Annotated in this window: 15 protein-coding genes, 1 tRNA gene and 1 other RNA gene; 2 read left to right on the plus strand and 15 right to left on the minus strand. The window is 73.3% G+C overall.

Annotated features, from left to right (window positions below; genetic code table 11):
• Positions 1-155: 155 nt before the first annotated feature.
• The 8 genes from ABD709_RS11310 to ffs form a co-directional block, all read right to left on the minus strand.
• Positions 156-1,193 carry an aspartate-semialdehyde dehydrogenase gene (locus tag ABD709_RS11310; protein ID WP_344775391.1) on the minus strand — a complete coding sequence of 346 codons (1,038 nt, stop codon included), beginning with the start codon at positions 1,191-1,193 and terminating at the stop codon, positions 156-158.
• A 72-nt stretch (positions 1,194-1,265) separates the two neighbouring features.
• Positions 1,266-2,549 carry an aspartate kinase gene (locus tag ABD709_RS11315; protein ID WP_344775393.1) on the minus strand — a complete coding sequence of 428 codons (1,284 nt, stop codon included), beginning with the start codon at positions 2,547-2,549 and terminating at the stop codon, positions 1,266-1,268.
• A 100-nt stretch (positions 2,550-2,649) separates the two neighbouring features.
• Complete coding sequence (locus tag ABD709_RS11320; protein WP_344775395.1) at positions 2,650-3,270, minus strand: DUF5063 domain-containing protein; 621 nt, start codon at positions 3,268-3,270, stop codon at positions 2,650-2,652.
• Positions 3,267-3,872 (minus strand): recombination mediator RecR, encoded by a 606-nt coding sequence (recR, locus tag ABD709_RS11325; protein WP_344775396.1) that lies wholly within the window; start codon positions 3,870-3,872, stop codon positions 3,267-3,269. Before recR ends, ABD709_RS11320 begins: the two co-directional genes overlap by 4 nt.
• A 15-nt stretch (positions 3,873-3,887) precedes the next feature.
• Positions 3,888-4,298: a YbaB/EbfC family nucleoid-associated protein gene (locus ABD709_RS11330; protein ID WP_344775398.1), complete on the minus strand. Its 411-nt coding sequence runs from the start codon at positions 4,296-4,298 to the stop codon at positions 3,888-3,890.
• Between the two features lie 31 nt (positions 4,299-4,329).
• A complete protein-coding gene (locus tag ABD709_RS11335; RefSeq protein ID WP_344775400.1) occupies positions 4,330-6,297 on the minus strand; it encodes a DNA polymerase III subunit gamma and tau in 1,968 nt (655 codons plus the stop codon).
• Positions 6,298-6,340: 43 nt separating this feature from the next.
• A complete protein-coding gene (locus ABD709_RS11340) occupies positions 6,341-7,498 on the minus strand; it encodes a cation:proton antiporter (protein WP_344775402.1) in 1,158 nt (385 codons plus the stop codon).
• 47 nt (positions 7,499-7,545) lie between these two features.
• An RNA gene (gene ffs, locus ABD709_RS11345) (signal recognition particle sRNA small type) lies at positions 7,546-7,636 on the minus strand.
• A 71-nt stretch (positions 7,637-7,707) separates the two neighbouring features.
• Here ffs and ABD709_RS11350 point away from each other — a divergent pair.
• Positions 7,708-7,795 (plus strand) — tRNA-Ser (locus ABD709_RS11350).
• A gap of 327 nt (positions 7,796-8,122) precedes the next feature.
• Here ABD709_RS11350 and ABD709_RS11355 read toward each other — a convergent pair.
• The 7 genes from ABD709_RS11355 to ABD709_RS11385 all read right to left on the minus strand — a co-directional run bounded on the left by ABD709_RS11355 (position 8,123) and on the right by ABD709_RS11385 (position 15,170).
• Positions 8,123-8,551, minus strand: coding sequence for a hypothetical protein (locus ABD709_RS11355; protein WP_344775404.1), 429 nt, complete (start codon positions 8,549-8,551; stop codon positions 8,123-8,125).
• A gap of 237 nt (positions 8,552-8,788) precedes the next feature.
• Positions 8,789-10,054 (minus strand): S8 family serine peptidase, encoded by a 1,266-nt coding sequence (locus ABD709_RS11360; RefSeq protein ID WP_344775406.1) that lies wholly within the window; start codon positions 10,052-10,054, stop codon positions 8,789-8,791.
• Positions 10,045-11,484, minus strand: coding sequence for a type VII secretion protein EccB (locus tag ABD709_RS11365; RefSeq protein WP_344775408.1), 1,440 nt, complete (start codon positions 11,482-11,484; stop codon positions 10,045-10,047). The genes ABD709_RS11360 and ABD709_RS11365 overlap by 10 nt, the downstream gene beginning before the upstream one ends.
• A 12-nt stretch (positions 11,485-11,496) precedes the next feature.
• Positions 11,497-12,867 (minus strand): type VII secretion integral membrane protein EccD, encoded by a 1,371-nt coding sequence (eccD, locus tag ABD709_RS11370; protein WP_344775410.1) that lies wholly within the window; start codon positions 12,865-12,867, stop codon positions 11,497-11,499.
• Between the two features lie 172 nt (positions 12,868-13,039).
• Positions 13,040-13,336, minus strand: coding sequence for a WXG100 family type VII secretion target (locus ABD709_RS11375; protein ID WP_344775412.1), 297 nt, complete (start codon positions 13,334-13,336; stop codon positions 13,040-13,042).
• 26 nt (positions 13,337-13,362) lie between these two features.
• Positions 13,363-13,680 carry a WXG100 family type VII secretion target gene (locus ABD709_RS11380; RefSeq protein ID WP_344775414.1) on the minus strand — a complete coding sequence of 106 codons (318 nt, stop codon included), beginning with the start codon at positions 13,678-13,680 and terminating at the stop codon, positions 13,363-13,365.
• A gap of 131 nt (positions 13,681-13,811) precedes the next feature.
• Positions 13,812-15,170, minus strand: coding sequence for a hypothetical protein (locus ABD709_RS11385; protein WP_344775416.1), 1,359 nt, complete (start codon positions 15,168-15,170; stop codon positions 13,812-13,814).
• Between the two features lie 139 nt (positions 15,171-15,309).
• Here ABD709_RS11385 and eccCa point away from each other — a divergent pair, with 139 nt between their 5' ends.
• Positions 15,310-19,398 (plus strand): type VII secretion protein EccCa, encoded by a 4,089-nt coding sequence (gene eccCa, locus ABD709_RS11390; RefSeq protein WP_344775418.1) that lies wholly within the window; start codon positions 15,310-15,312, stop codon positions 19,396-19,398.
• The last annotated feature ends 2 nt before the right edge of the window (positions 19,399-19,400 follow it).

The following is a 19,400-nucleotide window of genomic DNA, read 5'->3' on the forward strand; positions in this document are numbered from 1 at the left end:
GTCAGTGGAGCGTTAGCGTGAGTCATTGAGGACCTTCGGTGAAGAGGTTGGTGTGGTAACCCCTCCGTACCGGAGGTCCTCGCTATTCGTCTACGCCTCGCCGTTCACAACCTGCCGGGGAACTACAGCTAGCCGGCTGCGGGCGGGCGGCGCGGCTACCGCGAGGCGACGACCAGCTCGGCGATCTGGACGGTGTTGAGCGCCGCGCCCTTGCGCAGGTTGTCGTTGGACACGAACAGGGCCAGGCCGCGCTCGTCGTCGACACCCGGGTCCTGGCGGATCCGGCCGACGTACGACGGGTCCTTGCCCGCCGCGTGCAGCGGGTTCGGGATGTCGGCCAGCTCGACGCCTGGGGCAGAGCTCAGCAGCTCCTTCGCGCGAGCCACGGGCAGGGGCTCGGCGAACTCGGCGTTGATCGCCAGCGAGTGGCCGGTGAAGACCGGCACCCGGACGCAGATGCCGGACACCCTCAGGTCGGGGATCCCGAGGATCTTGCGCGACTCGTTGCGCAGCTTCTGCTCCTCGTCGGTCTCCTCCAGCCCGTCGTCGACCAGGTTGCCGGCGAACGGCAGCACGTTGTAGGCGATCGTGCGCTGGTAGACGCCCGGCTCCGGGAACGCGACGGCCTCGCCGTCGTAGGCGAGCTCACGGGCCTTGTCGCCGGCCGCGGCGATCCCGTCGGCGAGCTCCTCGACGCCGGCGACGCCCGAGCCGGAGACGGCCTGGTAGGTCGACGCGATCAGCCGCACCAGGCCGGCCTCGTCGTGCAGCGGCTTGAGGACCGGCATCGCGGCCATCGTCGTGCAGTTGGGGTTGGCGATGATGCCGTGGCCGGCCTGGATCACCGCCCGAGCGGCGTCGGGGTTGACCTCCGAGACCACGAGCGGGATCGCGGGGTCCTTGCGGAACGCGCTGGAGTTGTCGACCACGATCACGCCGGCGTCGGCGAACTTCGGGGCGAGTGCCCGCGACGTGGTCGCCCCGGCGGAGAACAGCGCGATGTCCAGACCCGTGGGATCGGCGGTGGCGGCGTCCTCGACGACGACCTCACGGTCGCCGAAAGCGAGCGTGCGGCCCGCCGACCGTGCGGAGGCGAAGAAGCGAACCTCGTCGGCGGGGAACGCCCGCTCGAGGAGGATCTGGCGCATGGCGACGCCGACCTGGCCGGTCGCGCCGACGATCCCGATCTTCATGACTTGATCCTTCCGAACGCCCGCGGGTCGCGCGAGCGAGTTTTCAAGGCCGTGGCGCGGGCGGGTCGTGCCTCAACGCCCGGTGCCGCCGTAGACGACCGCCTCGACCTCGTCGGCGTCGAGCGCGAACGCGGTGTGCGCGGCGGCGACGCCCGCGTCCACGTCGGTCTCGGCGACGACGACCGAGATGCGGATCTCGGACGTCGAGATCATCCCGATGTTGACGCCCGCGCCCGCGAGCGCGCTGAAGAACTTCGCAGAGACGCCCGGGTGCGAGCGCATGCCGGCGCCGATCAGCGAGATCTTGCCGATCTTGTCGTCGAACAGCAGCGAGTCGAAGCCGATCTCCCCCCGCAGGTCCTCCAGGGCCTTCATGGCGGTGGTGGCGTCGGTCCGCGGGAGGGTGAAGGAGATGTCGGTGAGGTTGGTGGCGGCGGCGGAGACGTTCTGGACGATCATGTCCAGGTTGATCTGCGCCTCGGCGAGCGCCTCGAAGATCCGGGCGGCCTCGCCGACCTTGTCGGGAACGCCGACCACGGTGATCTTGGCCTCGCTGCGGTCGTGGGCGACGCCGGCGATGATGGGCTCTTCCACGGTGCTGTCCTCGCTCCTGGGATCGTTGATGCTGCCGGACACGATCGTCCCCATGAGCTGGGAGAACGACGACCGGACGTGGATCGGGATGTCGTAGCGGCGGGCGTACTCGACCGAGCGCAGGTGCAGGACCTTCGCACCGCAGGCGGCGAGCTCGAGCATCTCCTCGAAGGTCACCGTGTCCAGCTTGCGGGCGGTCGGCACGATCCGCGGGTCGGCGGTGAAGACGCCGTCGACGTCGGTGTAGATCTCGCAGACGTCGGCGTGCAGCGCGGCCGCGAGCGCGACCGCCGTGGTGTCGGTGCCGCCGCGGCCGAGGGTGGTGATCTCCTTGGTGTCCTGGCTGACTCCCTGGAACCCGGCCACGATCACGATGTGGCCCTCGGCGATCGCGTCCCGGATCCGGCCGGGGGTGACGTCGATGATCTTGGCCTTGCCGTGCACCGAGTCGGTGATCACGCCGGCCTGGGAACCGGTGAACGAGCGCGCCGTGTAGCCGAGGTCGGAGATCGCCATCGCGACCAGGGCCATCGAGATCCGCTCGCCGGCGGTCAGCAGCATGTCCAGCTCGCGGGCCGGCGGCAGCGGGCTCACCTCGGCGGCGAGGTCCAGCAGGTTGTCGGTGCTGTCACCCATCGCGGACACGGCGACGACGACGTCGTTGCCGTCCTTCTTGGCCTCAGCGATGCGCCGGGCCACCCTCTTGATGGCGTCGGCGTCGGCGAGGGACGAGCCGCCGTACTTCTGAACGACGATGCCCACGGCGGACCACTCCTGGGTAGGGGGGAAGACGACCCGCCGATTCTACCGAGCGGCGCCCGCCACCCCGGACGCGTTCTGCCGACCGGACGCAGGCCGGCCGCTAGGACACGTCGGCGCCGTTGAGCGCAGCCTCCGCGGCCTCGATCTGCTCGACCTCCGAGGGCAGCTCGACGTCGAGCCGGTCGTGGGCGATCACCGAGATCATCGCCTTCTGCGCCGCACCCGCCAGCGTCCCCCACGAGGAGACGTAGGAGAACTGCCACCACCACAGCGCCTCCTCCACGTCGCCGGCGCGGTAGTGCCGCATGCCGATCTCGAGGTCGGAGGCGATGCCGGTGAGGTCGTCGGAGAGCTGGCTCTCCACGATGTCCGGGTCGTAGGGGTCGAACACGTAGCAGTAGGTGTCGAGGTCGCCGAGCAGCTCGGCGAGGCGCATCCGGAGGTCGTCGAGGTCGGCGTCCGGACCGACGTCGGGCTGGTACTCGTCGCGCGGCGCGAAGTCGCGCTGGGCGCCGAGCCGGGCGCCGGCGAGCGAGACGTGGCTGAGCTGCAGCAGCAGCAACGAGACGGCCTGGCCCCCGGTGGCCTCGCGCGCGATGACCGGCAGCGCATCGAGGAAGCCGCCGAACGACGCGGCGATCTCGTCGGCGAACCGCACGGTCTCCGACTCCACGGCGAGCAGGGCCTCCAGCGCCGCCTGCCCGGGAAGCTGATCGGTCATGTCGCTGCCTGCCTTCCGACGAAAGCGCGTCCGAGGGTGACCTCGTCGGCGTACTCCAGGTCCCCGCCTACGGGAAGTCCACTAGCCAGCCGCGTGATCCGCAACCCCAGCGGCGAGAGCATCCGGGTGAGGTAGGTCGCCGTCGCCTCGCCCTCGAGGTTCGGATCGGTCGCGAGGATCACCTCGGAGACCTCCGCGCCGTCGCCCTGGCCCAGCCGGGCGAGCAGCTCGCGGATGTGCAGCTGCTCGGGGCCGATCCCGTCGATCGGCGAGATCGCACCGCCGAGCACGTGGTAGCGGCCGCGGAACTCACGGGTGCGCTCGATCGCGACGACGTCCTTGTACTCCTCCACGACGCACAGCACGGTGGCGTCGCGGCGGGGGTCGCGGCAGATCCGGCACTGGTCGTCCTCGGCGACGTTGAAGCAGGTCGAGCAGAACTTCACCTTCGCCTTGACCTCGAGAAGCACGTCGGCGAGGCGGCGTACGTCGACGGGGTCGGCCTGCAGCAGGTGGAAGGCGATCCGCTGCGCACCCTTGGGACCGACGCCCGGCAGCCGGCCGAGCTCGTCGATCAGGTCCTGGACGACCCCTTCGTACATGTCCTGGGTCCGGGCCTACACGAACCCGAGCGGGCCCGAGGGCCCGCCGGGAGCATCGGGGAAACCGGGCATCCCGCCGGCGAGGGGGCCGATCTTCTCCTGGGCGAGGGCGTCGGCCCTGGCGCGCGCGTCGCGGTAGGCGGCGACGACCAGGTCGCCGAGCTCGGCGAGCGACTCCTCGTCGGCGCCGTCCACGGTGCCCGGCGTGATCGTGACGCCGGTGAGCTCGCCGACCCCGGTGAGGCTCACGGACACCGCCCCGCCGGCGACCGACCCGCTGACGATCGTGTCCGCGAGCTCCTGCTGCGCGGCCTGCAGCTGGTCCTGCATCTGCTGGGCCTGCTGCAGCAGGCCGCCGAGGTCGAGGCCACCGAGACCCCCGCCGAGGGCCTCGAGCGGGTTCTGTCCGGACGGGTCTTCAGTCATGGGTCCATCCTCCTCTGCCGGCACGCGTCGATCACGACCGGGGGATCTCGTCGATGACCTGCGCGCCGAGCTCGCGGGCGAGCAGCTCGGCGCCGGACTCGTGGTCGGCCTCGGCGTCGTCGAGGTCGACCGCGGCGTCGGGGTCGTGGGCAGGCTCCGGCGACGCGGTCGCCTGCTCGGGTGCGAACGCCTCGGGCGGTGGTCGACGGGAGACAGGAGGCTCCGGCTGCGCGGCCGCCTCGGGCGGGGGCTCGGGTCCGGACGCCCACGACGGCGGCCCGTCCGGTTCGGCGGCCCGCGCCGGAGCCGGCGTGGACGTGCCGGCCGCGCCGTGGTCGACGATGGCCTCGATCTTGGGCTCGATGCCGAACCCGTCGACGAGGGCCTGCAGGAGCACGGGCTCGTGGCCGCCGTTGACGAACTGGTCGCGGAGCCCCGCGGAGGCGAACCCGAGGGTGAGCAGACCCTCGGCGTAGTCGAGCACCTGCGCGTTGTGCCTGACCAGCGACCAGGTCGCCTTGCGCAGCGACATCGTCGCGGCCACGACGTCGGGCCACACCCGCCGGACGTCGGCCGCGGACATGCCCGCGGAGGACTTGGTCGTCGGCGCCGCGGCCGGCGGCGGCTCGGGATCGGCCGTCGGTGCCGGCGTGGGCGTGGGGGTGGGCGGGACGGGGGCCTCCGGCCCCTCGGCGACCGGCACCTCGGCGACCGGCGCCTCGGGGACCTCCTCGACCCGCTCGGGAGCGGCGCGCTCGGCCCGGGACGGCTCGGGGCGGTCCTGGACGGGGGCGGGCTCCGGGACCGCCGGCGCGGCGGTCGGCGTACCGGTGATCGACATCCTGCGCTCGAGCCGGTCCAGCCGGGCGCCGAGGCCCTCGGTGCTGTGGTCGGCCGCGGGCAGCAGGATCCGGGCGCAGATCAGCTCGAGCAGCAGCCGCGGCGCCGTCGCGCCGCGCATGTCGGTGAGACCGGTGGCGACCAGGTCGGCCGCGCGGGTGAGCTCGGACCGGCCGAACCGGCCGGCCTGGGCGACCAGCCGCTCTCCCTGGTCCTCGGCCACGTCGAGCAGGCCGGACGCCGGCGCGTCGGGGACCGCGGACACGATGACCAGGTCACGCAGCCGCCGCAGCAGGTCCTCGGTGAACCGGCGCGGGTCCTGGCCCGTCTCGATCACCCGGTCGACCACCCCGAACACCGACGCCCCGTCCCCGGCGGCGAACGCGTCGACGACGTCGTCGAGCAGGGTGTCGGGCGTGTAGCCGAGCAGGCCGCTCGCCAGCTGGTAGGTCACGCCGTCCGGGCCGGCGCCCCCGAGGAGCTGGTCGAGGACCGAGAGCGTGTCGCGCGCGGACCCGGCACCGGCCCGCACCACCAGGGGCAGCGCGGTCGGCTCGATGGTGACGCCCTCGCGCTCGCACAGCTCGGAGAGGTAGGACGACAGGAGCCGCGGCGGGATCAGCCGGAACGGGTAGTGGTGGGTCCGCGACCGGATGGTGGGGATCACCTTGTCCGGCTCGGTCGTGGCGAAGATGAAGCGCAGGTGCGGCGGGGGCTCCTCGACCAGCTTGAGCAGGGCGTTGAAGCCCTGCGTCGTGACCATGTGGGCCTCGTCGATGATGTAGACCTTGTAGCGGCTCTTGACCGGCGCGAAGAACGCCTTCTCGCGCAGCTCGCGAGCGTCGTCCACCCCGCCGTGGGAGGCGGCGTCGATCTCGATCACGTCGATCGAGCCGGGCCCACCCCGGGCGAGGTCGCGGCAGCTGTCGCACTCCCCGCAGGGGTCGGCGACCGGCGCCTGCTCGCAGTTGAGCGACCTGGCGAGGATCCGGGCGCTGGTCGTCTTGCCGCAGCCGCGCGGGCCGGAGAACAGGTAGGCGTGGTTGACCCGGTTGCCCGCCAGGGCGGCGCGCAGCGGCTCGGTGACGTGCTCCTGCCCGATGACCTCGGCGAAGGTCTCTGGGCGGTAGCGGCGGTAGAGCGCGAGCGGGGATTCCATCGACGCTCACCCTAGTCGGAGGTGGCGACAACCGACGGGGCGCTCAGGCCGCGAGGCGCCGCTCGGGAAGGGCCACCAGCCCGGCGCGGGCCGCGAGCCCCCCGCCGAGCACGGCGAGCCCGATCGTCACGATCGCCCCGAGCATCAGCGCCGAGGCCTCCCCCGCCCGCAGCACGCCGGTCTGGGAGCCGATCGTCGCGGCCGCGACCGGCACGCCGAGCTGGGCGGCGGAGAGCAGGTCGAGCGAGACCGGCTGGCCCAGCGCGAGCGGGACCAGGTGCGTTGCCGCGGCACCGAGACCGAGGGCGACGCCCAGCAGGATCATCTGCGGGTGCTGGCCGAGCTCGCGGAGGTCGAGCTCGGCGCCGAGCCACACGAAGAACACCGGCGCCAGGAAGCCCTCGGTCAGGGCGAACAGCTGCTTGGCCAGCCGCCGCGGCTCCCCGACCGCCTCGACGGCCAGCCCGAACGCGAAGCCCGCCAGCATGATCGAGACGTGCGTCGTGGTCGCGAGCGCGACCAGCGCGAAGAGCACGGCCAGCTGGATCCGCAGCTCGACGGCGAACAGCCGGTCCTCCGACACGTCGTGCACCCGCTGCCGCCAGCCCCGCACGTCGCCCCACCGGAACACCACGAAGATCACCGCCGCAGCCGTGATGACGAGCACGGTGCCGCCGGCCGCGCGCACCGCGTGGCTCGGGTCGATCGCGAGCGGCAGCGCGACGATGCAGGCGGTGTCGGCGATCGCCACCTGCGGCAGCAGGCCGATCACCCGCTCGCCGCCGAGCCCGAGCGAATCGACGACCGGCAAGACCAGGGCCGCGCTCGACGACGTCAGGAGCACCGCGTAGAGCGGGCCGTGGCCGGTCCCGGCGACGTACCCGATGCCCGTGCCGAGCGCGACGGCCACCACCGCGACCACGACCGCACGCACCAGACCGGACCTCAGTGCCGGCCGGATCGCCGGATCGCGGACCGGGACGTGGGTGCCGACCACGAACATCACGAGCGCGAATCCGATCTCCGCGAGGAACGCGAAGGTCGGGTCCGAGGAGTCGAGGTAGCCGACCCCGGTCCGGCCGAGCAGCACGCCGGCGACGAGCTCGCCGAGCACGACCGGGAGGTGCCAGCTCCGCGGGAACGCGAGCAGCGGGCCCAGCAGGGCGACCGCGCCCACCACCGCCAGCTGGGTGAACGTCACGCGAGCATTGTGGCGGACCGGCGCCCCCGGGAGACCTCAGAAGACGCAAAGGCCCCCCGCACACCCGACAGAGCTCACTTACCCTTGCTGCCTTCCGGCCCTGGGGGAGTTGGGCGAGATGCCGCCGCACGGGGGGTTGGCCCAACTCTAGACGACGGTGGTCGACTCGATTTCATCGGCAGGTGGCCGCACCGGTAACCTCCTCCGCTGGAGGTATCGCCTAGTGGCCTATGGCGCTCGCTTGGAAAGCGGGTTGGGTTAACGCCCTCGGGGGTTCGAATCCCCCTACCTCCGCCATTGACCTCGGCCCGGCCGGGCGCGCCGGGTCCGGGCGAGCGGTGCGCCGCCGATGTAACTCGGTGTTACGTACGCTCCCTCGGCGTACGGACCCCTACCTCGGTGCTGTGACCGGTTCACAGCATCGAGGTAGTGGTCGTAACCCTGAGTTACCGCTGCACCCCGGCCGACCGACAGATCGCCTCAGGAGCTGCGGCGCCGGGTGAGCACGCGCCGCACGCTCGTCTGCGGCACCAGAGGCAAGGCTTGCTTCTTTGTCGGGCCTTCCAAGACCTGCTGCCGGTCAAGGGCTCGGCATTCGGAAGCTGCAGGTTCCGAACGGTCAGGCTAGACCGCGTTCTTGATCTCGTAGTCGGTGTAGGGAGCGACCTTGTCCATGCTGGAGCACTGCAGCGTGGTCGTCTGACCCGGGTTCACGGTGTTCCCCACGCAGTCAAAGGTGGCCACGAGGTCGTTCTTCTTGTTCGTCAGCCGGATCTCCAACCACGGCTCGTCATCCTCCTTCGAGACGTTCTTGACCTTGAGGTCCACGATCTTCCAAGTTCCGTACTCGGTTCCGAACGTGGGCTTGTTCAAGATGTCCCAGTTCCCCACATCGCCCGGAGCGCTCTTGGAGGAGTCCTTCTGTTTGCCCGTCGACTCTTCATCGCTGCCCCCGCTCCCCGAGGAGCACGCCAGCACGACGATTAGAGGCAACCCGAACAGGACAGCCTTCGCAGCTTTCCCGTTCTTGAGCGAATTGCGTACAGATTCCACGAGATCAACCCTTCTGTGTTCCCCATGTCCGGCGCGAGCCGCGCCTCACTACCTGCACGCGTACCCGGACGGCGAGTTCCCAGACGGTGAGCCCTGCTCGGCCTCTAGCGTCGAGGCCATAGGCGGCGGACTTCGCAGGAGCCCTCTTCCCAGTAGGCGCCTTCTACTCGTCGGTGAGCAGGACGGCACCCCGGGTGGTACCGGGTCCGGTACCCGGCGCAGGGGCCGTTCAAGAGGTCAGGAGCCACGTCGGCGGTTGAGCACCGGCCGGAGCAGCACGGCGACGACGAGCGCGCCGCCGGCGACGAGTCCCCACCAGAGCGCGTCCCGCCGGGTGCCGGCGAGGTCGTCGGTGCGGGGCTCGGGCGCCGGCGCGGGCGTCGCCCGCTCGACGACGTCGCCGGGCTCGGCCCTGCCGACGTCGATGCGCTGCACGGCGTCGAGCGGTTGCACGATCCCCGCTCCGCTCACCGGGCTCAGCGCGCCCGGTGCGTCGCTGCCGGCCGCGGTGCGCACCAGCCGATCCCGCAGCTCCCTGGCGGTGTCCTGTTCGTGACCGGGCGCCGACCAGACGAGCGCCGCGACCGCGGCGACCTCGGCGGCGGCCACCTGGGACGACGCGACGTCGATCCGGCAGGAGATCCCGTTGCCGCCCCACGAGACGCCGCCGACGGTCGGCGCGGAGACGTCGACGTCGGAGTTCGGCACGACGTAGTCGGAGACGTCGGTGTCCCCCGGCAGCGGAGGTACGCCGACCGCGAGCACCGAGCCGTAGCCGGCCGGCCAGGTCGCGCCCCGCGCGTCCTCGCCCGGCGGCAGGTCGGTCCCCTCGGCCCCGGCGAAGGCGCTCAGCGGGGAGGAGGTGTCGCTCGTCTCCGGCCGGTCCCCGATCCCGGCGACGACGAGCACGCCGTCCGAGGCGAGCCGCTTGACCGCAGCCGTCAGCCGGTCGTCCTTCCCGACGGCCTGAGGCACCAGCGCGACGACCCGGTCGCCCAGCTGGCCGCGCTGGGCGTGGACCCACTCGAGCCCGGCGGCCACCCGGTCGGCGTCCGGCTCGGCAGCACCCTCGATCCCCAAGCCGTAGTCGGTGTCGTAGACCTCGGCCGCGACCACCCGGGCGCCCGGCGCGAAGCCGATCGGCACGCCTCCCTCGTCGGGACCGCGGACCACACCGGCCGCGATCGCGCCGTAGGGGCTGCTGCCGTCGGCGGAGCGGAGGCCCAGGTCGACCGCCTCGACACCGGGCGCGGCGACCCGCGGGCCGACCACCACGACCGTCACGCCCTGGCCGGGCGCCCGGGCGGTGCCCTCGAACAGGTCGGCCGTCGCGCCGATCCGCAGCGCGTCGTAGACGGAGTTGGAGCCGGTCACCGGCGCGGTCCGCGGGCTGGTCGGGCCGGTCTCGGTGCACTGCGCGGGGGTGGCGTCCGCGTGCGCGGCGCCCGGCGCCGTGACGCACGCCGCGAGCAGGGCGGCCGCAGGCAGCACGCTCAGCCGCATGCCGGGTCCGGGTCGTTCGTGGGCGGGCAGAGGGCCGCGTCGCGGGACAGCTCGGGGCCGGGCTGGAACAGCTCCATCCACCCGTCCGGCACGACCACCCGGTCGACGCCGTCGTAACCCAGGTTGTGCACGGCCTCGTCGCCGCGCAGGGCGTACTTCATCCCGCGGTCGTCGACCAGCGTCGGCAGCCCGGCCTCGTCGGACCAGTCGCCGTCCTCGACGACCGCGCCGTGCCCGGACATCACGTCGACGTCGACCTTGGCGGGGCCGGTGCCCTCCGCGGACGCCGCCGGCCCGGGATCCACGGCAAGCGCCACCGTGGGCGGGGCGCCCGGTGCCGTGTGCAGGACGGTGCAGATCTGGTCGCCGTCCGAGACCGGGTTCTCGAGACCGGCCACCGGCCAGTGCGACCGCGCCCACGGCGGGGTCGGGGCGTAGGGGATGCTCTCGGTGTCGACGTCCCCGCGCACCTGGTGCGGCCGGTAGCCGCCCAGCCGCGAGCTGGTCAGCACGTCGAACGCGAAGTCGTCGAGCTCGGCGGCACCGTCGGCGGTGACGACGAACCTGCGGTCGTCGTCGGTCTGGTACCAGTCGCCGATCCGCGTCCCCTTCGGCAGGGCGGCTGCGAGCGCGCCGGACACCTGCGACCCTGCGCCGGTCACGCCCAGACCATCGGCGTCGAGCGAGCCGCCGGTGTCGAAGAGCGCGACCCAGGCGGACGGGACGCGGACCACGGTGCCGTGCACGCCGATGGCTGTGGTCAGCGCGTCGGCGTCGTCGGGCAGCGGGTAGGCCCGGGCCGTCGCCGGGACGTCGGGGCCCGAGTCGGGCGCGGGGGCGACGAGGTACTGCCGGCCCTTGCTCTGGACGACGAACGCCGCGTGCTCGTCCTCGCTGGCGTCGGCCGCGCCGCTGACCTCGAGCTGGACACCGTCGCCGGCGGCGGTGCACGCCGTCCACCCGTCGTTGATGAGGTCGCCGGCGGGCGGAACGGTCGCCGGCGCCTCGAGGATCCCGATCGGCGGCCCCTTCCGGGTGGTGGCGATGTCGGAGCCCGGCACCGACTGCGCGGCGGCGTTCTCGATGCCGAGGATCAGCTGCGCGGAGGTCACGTTGACGACCGACCGGAGGGTCGGCTCGTCGGACCCGGGGATCGCGTCGTCCTCCAGCACGACGTAGAGCGCGCCGGAGTCCTTGTCGACCACCAGCCCGGCCTGGTCCTGCCAGCCCTCGTCGGCGCGGTCGGAGAACACCCCGGCGATCGCGGCGCCGGCCAGCAGCAGCACGGCGAGCGCGACACCGGCCACGACGGTCCGGCCGGGCCGCGCCGGCTCGACCTCCCGGCCGCCCGGAGCGCCGGAGACGAAGGCGGTGACCAGTCGCCGGCGGCTGAAGCCGTAGGCCTCGACGAGGTCCTTCTTGGTGGCCATCCCGGACCAGCCCTAGAGACCGGCGGTCACGTCGGTGACGGTGCCGAAGAGCCCGGTCGCGAGCACCAGCAGCGGCACCAGCGCGATCAGTGCGATCGTCTCGAGCACGTCGCCGGACCTGCCGCGCCGGATCGAGGGTGCCGACGGCGTGAGGGTCGCGGCCATCAGGCCGGCGCCACCGACGGCCAGCACGACGGCGAGCGTCGGCCGCCAGTCGGGGTGCAGCACGAGCACGGCGGCGGCGGTCGCCACGAGCCCGGCGACGCCCGAGCCCAGCCCCACCAGGACCTCGGAGCCGGTGCGGTACTGCCGGGTCCGCAGCATCACGACCAGGCAGCAGTCGGCGGCGAGCAGGGTGCCGAGCACGCCCAGGCCCACGGCCACCGGGGCGATCAGGACGATCAGCAGCCCGACGGTCCCGCTGATCGCGAGCAGGATCTCGTGGGCCAGCCGGGCGTCCGCCCCCACCCGCGCGGGGTCGATGTCGTCGGGGTCGGCGGTGATGTCGGCCGTGCTGTAGAGCTGGTCCACGTTGGTGCCGGTCGCGCCGAGCGCGAGCCACGGGAACACGCTCCCCACCAGCACGACGACGGCGAGCACGGAGGCGAGCACGATGCCGGGGTCGAGGTCGTCGGCCGCGCGCATCAGCATGCCGGCGGCGAAGCCGATCGCCCCGACGGCGACCGGCGGGAACACCAGGATCCGGCCCTCCCCGAGCCCGGTCACGCACACCAGGCCGGCGAGCAGCGCCCCGGCACCGGCCGCCGCGAGCGGGTCGGCGTACGGCGACCCGTCGCTCGGCGCGAGCATGATGCCGGCGACGACGGCGTAGAGCGCCCCGAGCCACGCGACGCCGACCGCGGCCTCCGGCTCGTCCTGGGCGCGGGACAGCACGATCGCCCCGGCACAGAGCGCCACGGCGATCACCACGGCCGCCGTGACGGCGAGGTCGGAGCCGCGCTGCACGAGGAGCGCGGCGGCACCGAGCACCAGCAGCAGGGCGGCGGCGACGAGGGCCGTGCGTCGCCCCGCGGCCGGCTGCCACGGCCGGAGGTCGTGCTCGACGACGTCGGTCATCGCCTCGACCACGTCGTCGTAGACCCGCGCGGGCGGGTCGTCCACGCCGGCCGAGAGGGTGAGCAGGCCGCCGTCCTCGACACCCTGGAGGGTGAGGCCGGTGTCCGTGCCGAGCCGCCGGCCGTCCGCGGTGACGACGCGGTAGCCGCCGTGCACGGTCGCGGGGTCGAGCAGCCCCACGCTGCGCGCGAGCTCGGGCAGCAGCTCGGCGACCGGCACCGCCCCCGGGAGGACGAGGTCGACCCGGCGCGTGCCCGAGGTGACGGTGACCCGCACCAGGCCCGAGGTGATGGCGCCCTGGCTCATCGGCAGCTCAACCCTTCCGCGAGCGACGGCCCCGAGGACCGACGCGACGCCCGATCGTCACGGACCCTCCGAGAGCCCGTCCGGTGGTGGCATCGTGGCACGACTCCGTCACGACATGACAGGAGGGACCGACCCGCTGGGGATCGGTCCCTCCGACGAACAACGACGCGGCTCAGATCTGGAACCGGGCCGCGCCGCGCTGGTCGGCGGAGCGGTACTCGTCGTTGGACTGGTAGACCGTGCGGTGGCTGTCGTCGAGCAGGTCGCGCATCTCCTGGATCGCCCAGTCCCACTTGGCCTTGGCCACGGTGTAGGCCTGCTGCTGGCTACCGGCCCAGCTGCTCTGCAGCGGCTTCAGCTCGGACTCGAGCCGGTTCATGCGGTTGTCGATGTCCTGGACCGTCTTGTACATGTCCTGCGCCGCCTGGTCGAGCGCGGCGTGCTGGACGCGGATTCCGTCGAGGCTCATGGTGTCTTCTCCCTTGTCCCTCGGCGTCAGCCGAGCCGGCCCTGCAGGTTGGTGTAGCTGGAGCGCTGGGTGTCGTCGGTCGCGGTGTTGTCGCGCTCGGTGACCTGCAGCGAGTCCTCGAACTCGTTCAGCGCGTCGACGATGACCTTGTGCTTCTCGGTCCAGGCCTGGTGCAGCGTGAAGAACGCCGTCGCACCGGCGCCGCCCCACTTGCCGTGCACGCCGGCGATCTGGTTGGTCAGCGTGTTGCTGTACGAGTTGAAGTCGGTGCGCGCGTCGGCCACCATCCCGGCGGCCCGGCTGAGTACGCCTTCGCCTTGCCCGAACTCGGGGCTGTTCGACATGTCGTCTCCTCATTGATGTTGCGTACGACGAGCGACGCCGTACGGCGGTCTGTGGATTGATCTGCTGGGCTCCCGAGCTGCCACGGAGCCGACACGCAACGGGTTACCCCACCTCTCGCGATCGGTAAACCTCAGCCCGTGATTTCCCACAGGTGGCGGAACAGCCCGACGGCCACGACGAGCGACGCGAGGGCCGCCGCACCGCACAGGACCTCCGCGACCTCCGCACGCCGGGACCACCAGGCCGAGCGCCAACCGCGGCCGACCGCGACGGCGGCGACGAGGACGAGGAAGCCGAGCCCGATCACGACGCCGGTGAGGACGCCGAGCGCCTGGTCGCCGAGCGGCCCCGGCAGCGCGACCGCGACGCACGCGACGCAGTAGACGCCGGCGAGCCGCAGCATCCGGCGTGCCGTCGCGTGGCGGTGGCTCCGGGCCGCGAGCAGCAGCGCGCCACCGCCGAACAGCACCAGCAGCCGGGCACCGACCCGGTCCAGCGGCAGGTCCGCGGTGAGGAGGAGCAGCGGGGCGGAGACCGCCACCACGACGAGGATCGCGACCGCGGCCGCGTCGACCAGCCGTGCGCCGCGGGCGGCGACCTCGACGACCCGGCCCGGCGGCACGACGATCCGGCCGCGCCGGCCGGTCGGTCGGTCCCGGGCGGACCACGCGGTCACCGCGAGCCGCTGCACGTCGATCAGGTACTGGTCGGGCAGGTCGATCACGACCGCGGGCACCAGCCGCGCGGCGAGCACCGCGGCGATCAGCAGCACGGCCCACGGCACCCGCGGTGGCTGCGAGAGGACGGCCGCGAGACCGGCGACGACGAACCAGGCGGTGCCGACGACGATCCAGACCCGCAGCGCCTCCTCGGAGCGGTCGGTGAGGGCGCGGCCGACGGCGGCGGTGAGCGCCGCACCGAGAGCGGCTGCACCGACGACGATCGGCAGCAGGTCCGGGTCGGCGTCCCACGCGACCGCGAGGACGGCGGCCGCGGCGTACGCCGGTGCGACCATCACCCGCTGCGCGGCGAGCGGCCCGAACGGCAGGCAGCCGACGAGCGCCGCGACCGCGAGCACGACGACGGCGACCGTGCGGTCGTCGTCGGGAAGCCGGGTCGCGGTCCAGCCGGCGAGCACCGCGACCGCCGCCGCGAGCCCGCACCAGAGCGCGGACAGCGCGCCCGGGCGCAGGCCCGCCTCCGCCACGAGCGGAGTACGCCGACCGCCGGCCTGCGGGCGGACGTCGGGGTCGACGGCGACCAGCACGGTGCCCGAGGGCAGGCCCGCCTGCTCGAGCGTGGCGTCCGGAGCAAGCGCCCGGCCCGACCCCGTGACGAGCGGCAGCACCCGGCCGAGGCCGGCCTCCGCGGCATACACCCGGGCGACCTCGGCGCAGGTCGCTGCCGTCGGCACGGTGAGGTCGACGACGCCGCGCGGGCCGTGCACGCTGACGGCGGTCACCTCACCCGGGGCCAGCGAGCCGGTCATCGAGCCTCCCGAGTGCTCTGTGGGTGGTCCTGAGGATTCTGGTTGACTGCCCGTGGGCAGGGTAGTCGTACCCACAGATCACACCGCTGACGCCGCAGGCACGACTTCCCACCGGTGATCGGGCATCGACAGGACGGGCATGAGCACGACGCAACTCGGGACACCGACGGCCAACCCTGCGGTGCCCGCGACCCTGCGCTCGGCGCGCGCGGACCGGCCCGAGCTCCCCTCGGGCCAGCTCAAGCTCCAGCCACCGCCGCAGATCCAGCCGAGCGAGGGCGCCGCCGGCGTCGCGATGAACGCGATCCCGATGCTCGGCAGCCTCGGCTCGATCGTGCTCGTCGCGGGCCTCGGCGGGACCGCCGGCGGCGGGCCGGTGCGGTTCATCGCGGCCGGCATGTTCCTGTTCGCGACGCTCGGCTTCATCGTCGTGCAGATCGACCGGACGCGGAAGCAGCGACAGCAGCAGGTGACCGGGTCGCGGACGGAGTACCTGCGCTACCTGAGCGGCGTGCGGCAGGTGGCGCGCGACGCCGCGGACCAGCAGCGGCAGGCGCTCACCTGGCTGCACCCCGAGCCGGCGGCGCTGCCGTCGTTCGCGGAGGAGCGGAGCCGGGTGTGGGAGCGGTCGCCCGTCGACCCCGGGTTCCTGCAGGTGCGCTACGGGACCTGCGCCCAGCCGCTCGCGCTCGAGCTGGTCCCGCCGGACAGCGCGCCGATCGACGACGTCGACCCGGCCGCGGCGTCCGCGCTGCACCGGCTGCTCGTCGTGCACCGCCTGCAGCCCGACCTGCCCGCGTCCGTGGACCTCCGCGCGTTCGCGTCGATCGAGGTGTGCGGCGAGCCGGAGCCGGCGCGGTCGCTCGCGCGGTCCCTGGTCTGCTCGGCGGCGGCGTTCCACTCCCCCGAGAGCCTGCAGGTCGCCGTGCTCACCTCCGACGACCACCTCGCCCACTGGGACTGGGTGAAGTGGCTGCCGCACGCGCACAGCCAGCACCTGACCGATGCGGTCGGCCCGGCGCGGATGGTCAGCACGTCGCTGTCCGACCTGGCCGCGATGCTCCCCCAGGACCTCGGCGAGCGGCCGCGGTTCGCCGCCGACGAGCGGCCGGCCCAGCCGCACGTCCTGCTCATCACCGACGGCGCGGCGCTGCCGCCTGGCAACCACCTGATCCCACCGGACGGCCTGCACGGCGTGACCGTGGTCGACCTGCCCGAGCGCTGGACCGAGCTCGACGACCCCGCGACGCTGCGGCTCGAGCTGCTCCCCGCCGACGGCGACCCGGACGAGACGACGGCGCCGCTCCGCGCGTTGCGGCTGCGGGAGACGCCGATCGTCGCGCGCGGCGACCGGTGCACGCTCGCGGTCGCCGAGGCGTTCGCCCGCCGGCTGACGCCGCTCTTCTCCGCCGGGACGACCGTCAACGTGGAGGACACCGGCGCCGACATCACTGGCCCGCTGGACTTCATGGACCTGCTGGGGCTCGGCGACGTGCATGCGTTCGACCCGGGCGCGGCCTGGCGTCCGCGACCGGCGCGCGACCGGCTGCGGGTGCCGATCGGCGTCGGCGAGGGCGGCGTGCCGATCCACCTCGACATCAAGGAGTCCGCCCAGCAGGGCATGGGTCCACACGGCCTGGTGATCGGGGCGACCGGCTCCGGCAAGTCGGAGTTCCTCCGGACCCTGGTGCTCGGGCTGGCGATGACGCACTCCCCCGAGCAGCTGAACATGGTGCTCGTCGACTTCAAGGGCGGCGCGACCTTCGCGGGCATGGCCGAGATGCCCCACGTCTCGGCGGTGATCACCAACCTGGCGCAGGAGCTGACCCTCGTCGACCGCATGCAGGACGCCCTGTCCGGCGAGATGGTGCGACGCCAGGAGCTGCTGCGCGAGGCCGGCAACTTCGCATCGGTGCGGGACTACGAGAAGGCGCGCACCTCGACGGCCGAGGGCGCGCACCTCGCACCGCTGCCGTCGCTGTTCATCGTCGTCGACGAGTTCTCCGAGATGCTCTCGGCCAAGCCGGAGTTCATCGACCTGTTCGTCGCGATCGGCCGGCTCGGCCGTTCGCTCGGGCTGCACCTGCTGCTCGCGTCGCAGCGGCTCGAGGAGGGGCGGCTGCGCGGGCTGGAGTCGCACCTGTCCTACCGGATCGGGCTGCGGACCTTCAGCGCCCAGGAGTCGCGCGCGGTGCTCGGCGTACCGGATGCCTACGAGCTGCCGGCGGTCCCCGGGCTCGGCTACCTCAAGCCGGACCCGACCACGCTGACGAGGTTCAAGGCCGGCTACGTGTCCGGGCCGCCGACGACCGGCGGGCCGCGGGTGCGCCGCGACGACGGCGGGAACCTGCGCGGGATCCTGCCGTTCACGATCTCGGAGGTGCAGGCCTTCCTCGAGCCGGACCCGGCGGCCGACCACGACCGGGCCGAGCCGCAGCCGGCGGAGACCAGCAGCACCACGCTGCTCGACGTCGCGGTCTCCCGGATGGAGGGCAGGGGCCCGGCGGCGCACCAGGTCTGGCTGCCGCCGCTCGACGTCCCGGACACCCTCGACCAGCTGATGGGCGACCTCACCCGGCAGCCCGACCTCGGGCTCGTCTCCCCGCGGTGGCGGGCGATGGGCGGCCTCACCGTCCCGCTCGGCACCGTCGACCGGCCGCGCGAGCAGCGTCGCGACGTGCTGACCGTCAGCCTCAGCGGCGCCGCCGGCCACGTCGCCGTCGTCGGCGGGCCGCGGAGCGGCAAGAGCACCCTGCTGCGCACGATCGTCACCAGCCTGTCGCTGACGACCACGCCGCTGGAGAGCCAGTTCTACGTCCTCGACTTCGGCGGCGGCACCTTCGCGCCGATGTCCGACCTCCCGCACGTCGCCGGCACCGGCACCCGCTCGGAGCCCGAGGTGGTGCGGCGGATCGTCGCCGAGCTCCAGGGGGCCGTGGACCGGCGGGAGGCCTACTTCCGCCAGCACGGCATCGACTCGATCGAGACCTACCGCCGGCGCCGGTTCCAGGCCGGCCGGCACGGCGACGTGGTCGACGACGGGTACGGCGACCTGTTCCTCGTCGTCGACGGCTGGAGCACGCTCCGCGCCGACTTCGACGACCTCGAGATGGAGCTGCAGCAGCTCGCCTCCCGCGGCCTCACCTTCGGGCTGCACGTGGTGGCCGGCGCGTCACGCTGGGCGGACTTCCGCGCGTCGATGCGCGACCTGTTCGGCACCCGGCTGGAGCTGCGGCTCGGCGACGTCCTCGACTCCGAGATCGACCGCAAGGTCGCTGCGCTCGTGCCTCCCGGCCGGCCGGGCCGCGGCCTGGTGCCGGGCAAGCTGCACTTCCTCGGCGCCCTTCCGCGCATCGACGGCGACCCGCGCGGCGACACCCTCGGCGACGGCGTCGACGCGATGGTGACCGCGGTGGCGAAGGCGTGGACGGGCCCCTCCGGACCGAAGCTGCGGCTGCTGCCCGACCGGATCGCGCTGTCCGACGTCCGCGCCCTGGCCGGCGTGGCCGCGGACGGCGTACCCGGCTCCGGCGGGCCGCTCCTGCTCGGCATCAACGAGAAGGAGCTGGCGCCGGTCCGGCTCGACGTCGACGCGGAGCCGCACCTGCTGCTGTTCGGCGACGGGCAGTCCGGGAAGAGCGCGACGCTGCGGGCCTACGTCCACGAGGTGATGCGCACCCGGACGCCCAAGCAGGCGCAGGTCGTGCTCGTGGACTACCGCCGGTCGCTGCTCGGCGAGGTGCCGGAGGAGTACCTGCTCAACTACCTGACCTCGGCGACCCAGGCGCAGCCGGCCCTCAAGGACCTCGCTGAGTACCTTGAGAGCAGGATCCCCGGCCCCGACGTGACGCCGGACCAGCTGCGCAGCCGCGCGTGGTGGACGGGTGCCGAGGTGTTCGTGGTCGTGGACGACTACGACCTGGTCGCGACCCAGCAGAGCTCCCCCGTCGCCCAGCTGCAGCCGCTGCTCGCGCAGGCCCGCGACGTCGGCCTGCACGTCGTGGTCGCCCGCCGGTCCGGCGGCGCGTCGCGGGCGCTCTACGAGCCGGTGATCCAGGGCCTCCGGGACCTGGCGATGCCCGGGCTGCTGCTGTCCGGCAGCCGCGACGAGGGGCCGCTGCTCGGCAACGTCCGACCCTCGATCGCCCAGGCCGGGCGCGGCCAGCTGGTCACCCGGGACCGCGGCGTCGAGGTGGTCCAGATGGCGTGGACCGACCCCGCGCTCTGAGA

This window comes from Nocardioides panacisoli, assembly GCF_039537325.1.
Taxonomy (GTDB): Bacteria; Actinomycetota; Actinomycetes; order Propionibacteriales; family Nocardioidaceae; genus Nocardioides; species Nocardioides panacisoli.

Coding starts and splice junctions, on each gene's coding strand:
- ABD709_RS11310 (WP_344775391.1), bottom strand. CDS start 1,193: ATGAAGATCGGGATCGTCGGCGCGACCGGCCAGGTCGGCGTCGCCATG.
- ABD709_RS11320 (WP_344775395.1), bottom strand. CDS start 3,270: ATGACCGATCAGCTTCCCGGGCAGGCGGCGCTGGAGGCCCTGCTCGCC.
- recR (WP_344775396.1), bottom strand. CDS start 3,872: ATGTACGAAGGGGTCGTCCAGGACCTGATCGACGAGCTCGGCCGGCTG.
- ABD709_RS11330 (WP_344775398.1), bottom strand. CDS start 4,298: ATGACTGAAGACCCGTCCGGACAGAACCCGCTCGAGGCCCTCGGCGGG.
- ABD709_RS11335 (WP_344775400.1), bottom strand. CDS start 6,297: ATGGAATCCCCGCTCGCGCTCTACCGCCGCTACCGCCCAGAGACCTTC.
- ABD709_RS11360 (WP_344775406.1), bottom strand. CDS start 10,054: ATGCGGCTGAGCGTGCTGCCTGCGGCCGCCCTGCTCGCGGCGTGCGTC.
- ABD709_RS11365 (WP_344775408.1), bottom strand. CDS start 11,484: ATGGCCACCAAGAAGGACCTCGTCGAGGCCTACGGCTTCAGCCGCCGG.
- eccD (WP_344775410.1), bottom strand. CDS start 12,867: ATGAGCCAGGGCGCCATCACCTCGGGCCTGGTGCGGGTCACCGTCACC.
- ABD709_RS11375 (WP_344775412.1), bottom strand. CDS start 13,336: ATGAGCCTCGACGGAATCCGCGTCCAGCACGCCGCGCTCGACCAGGCG.
- ABD709_RS11380 (WP_344775414.1), bottom strand. CDS start 13,680: ATGTCGAACAGCCCCGAGTTCGGGCAAGGCGAAGGCGTACTCAGCCGG.
- ABD709_RS11385 (WP_344775416.1), bottom strand. CDS start 15,170: ATGACCGGCTCGCTGGCCCCGGGTGAGGTGACCGCCGTCAGCGTGCAC.
- eccCa (WP_344775418.1), top strand. CDS start 15,310: ATGAGCACGACGCAACTCGGGACACCGACGGCCAACCCTGCGGTGCCC.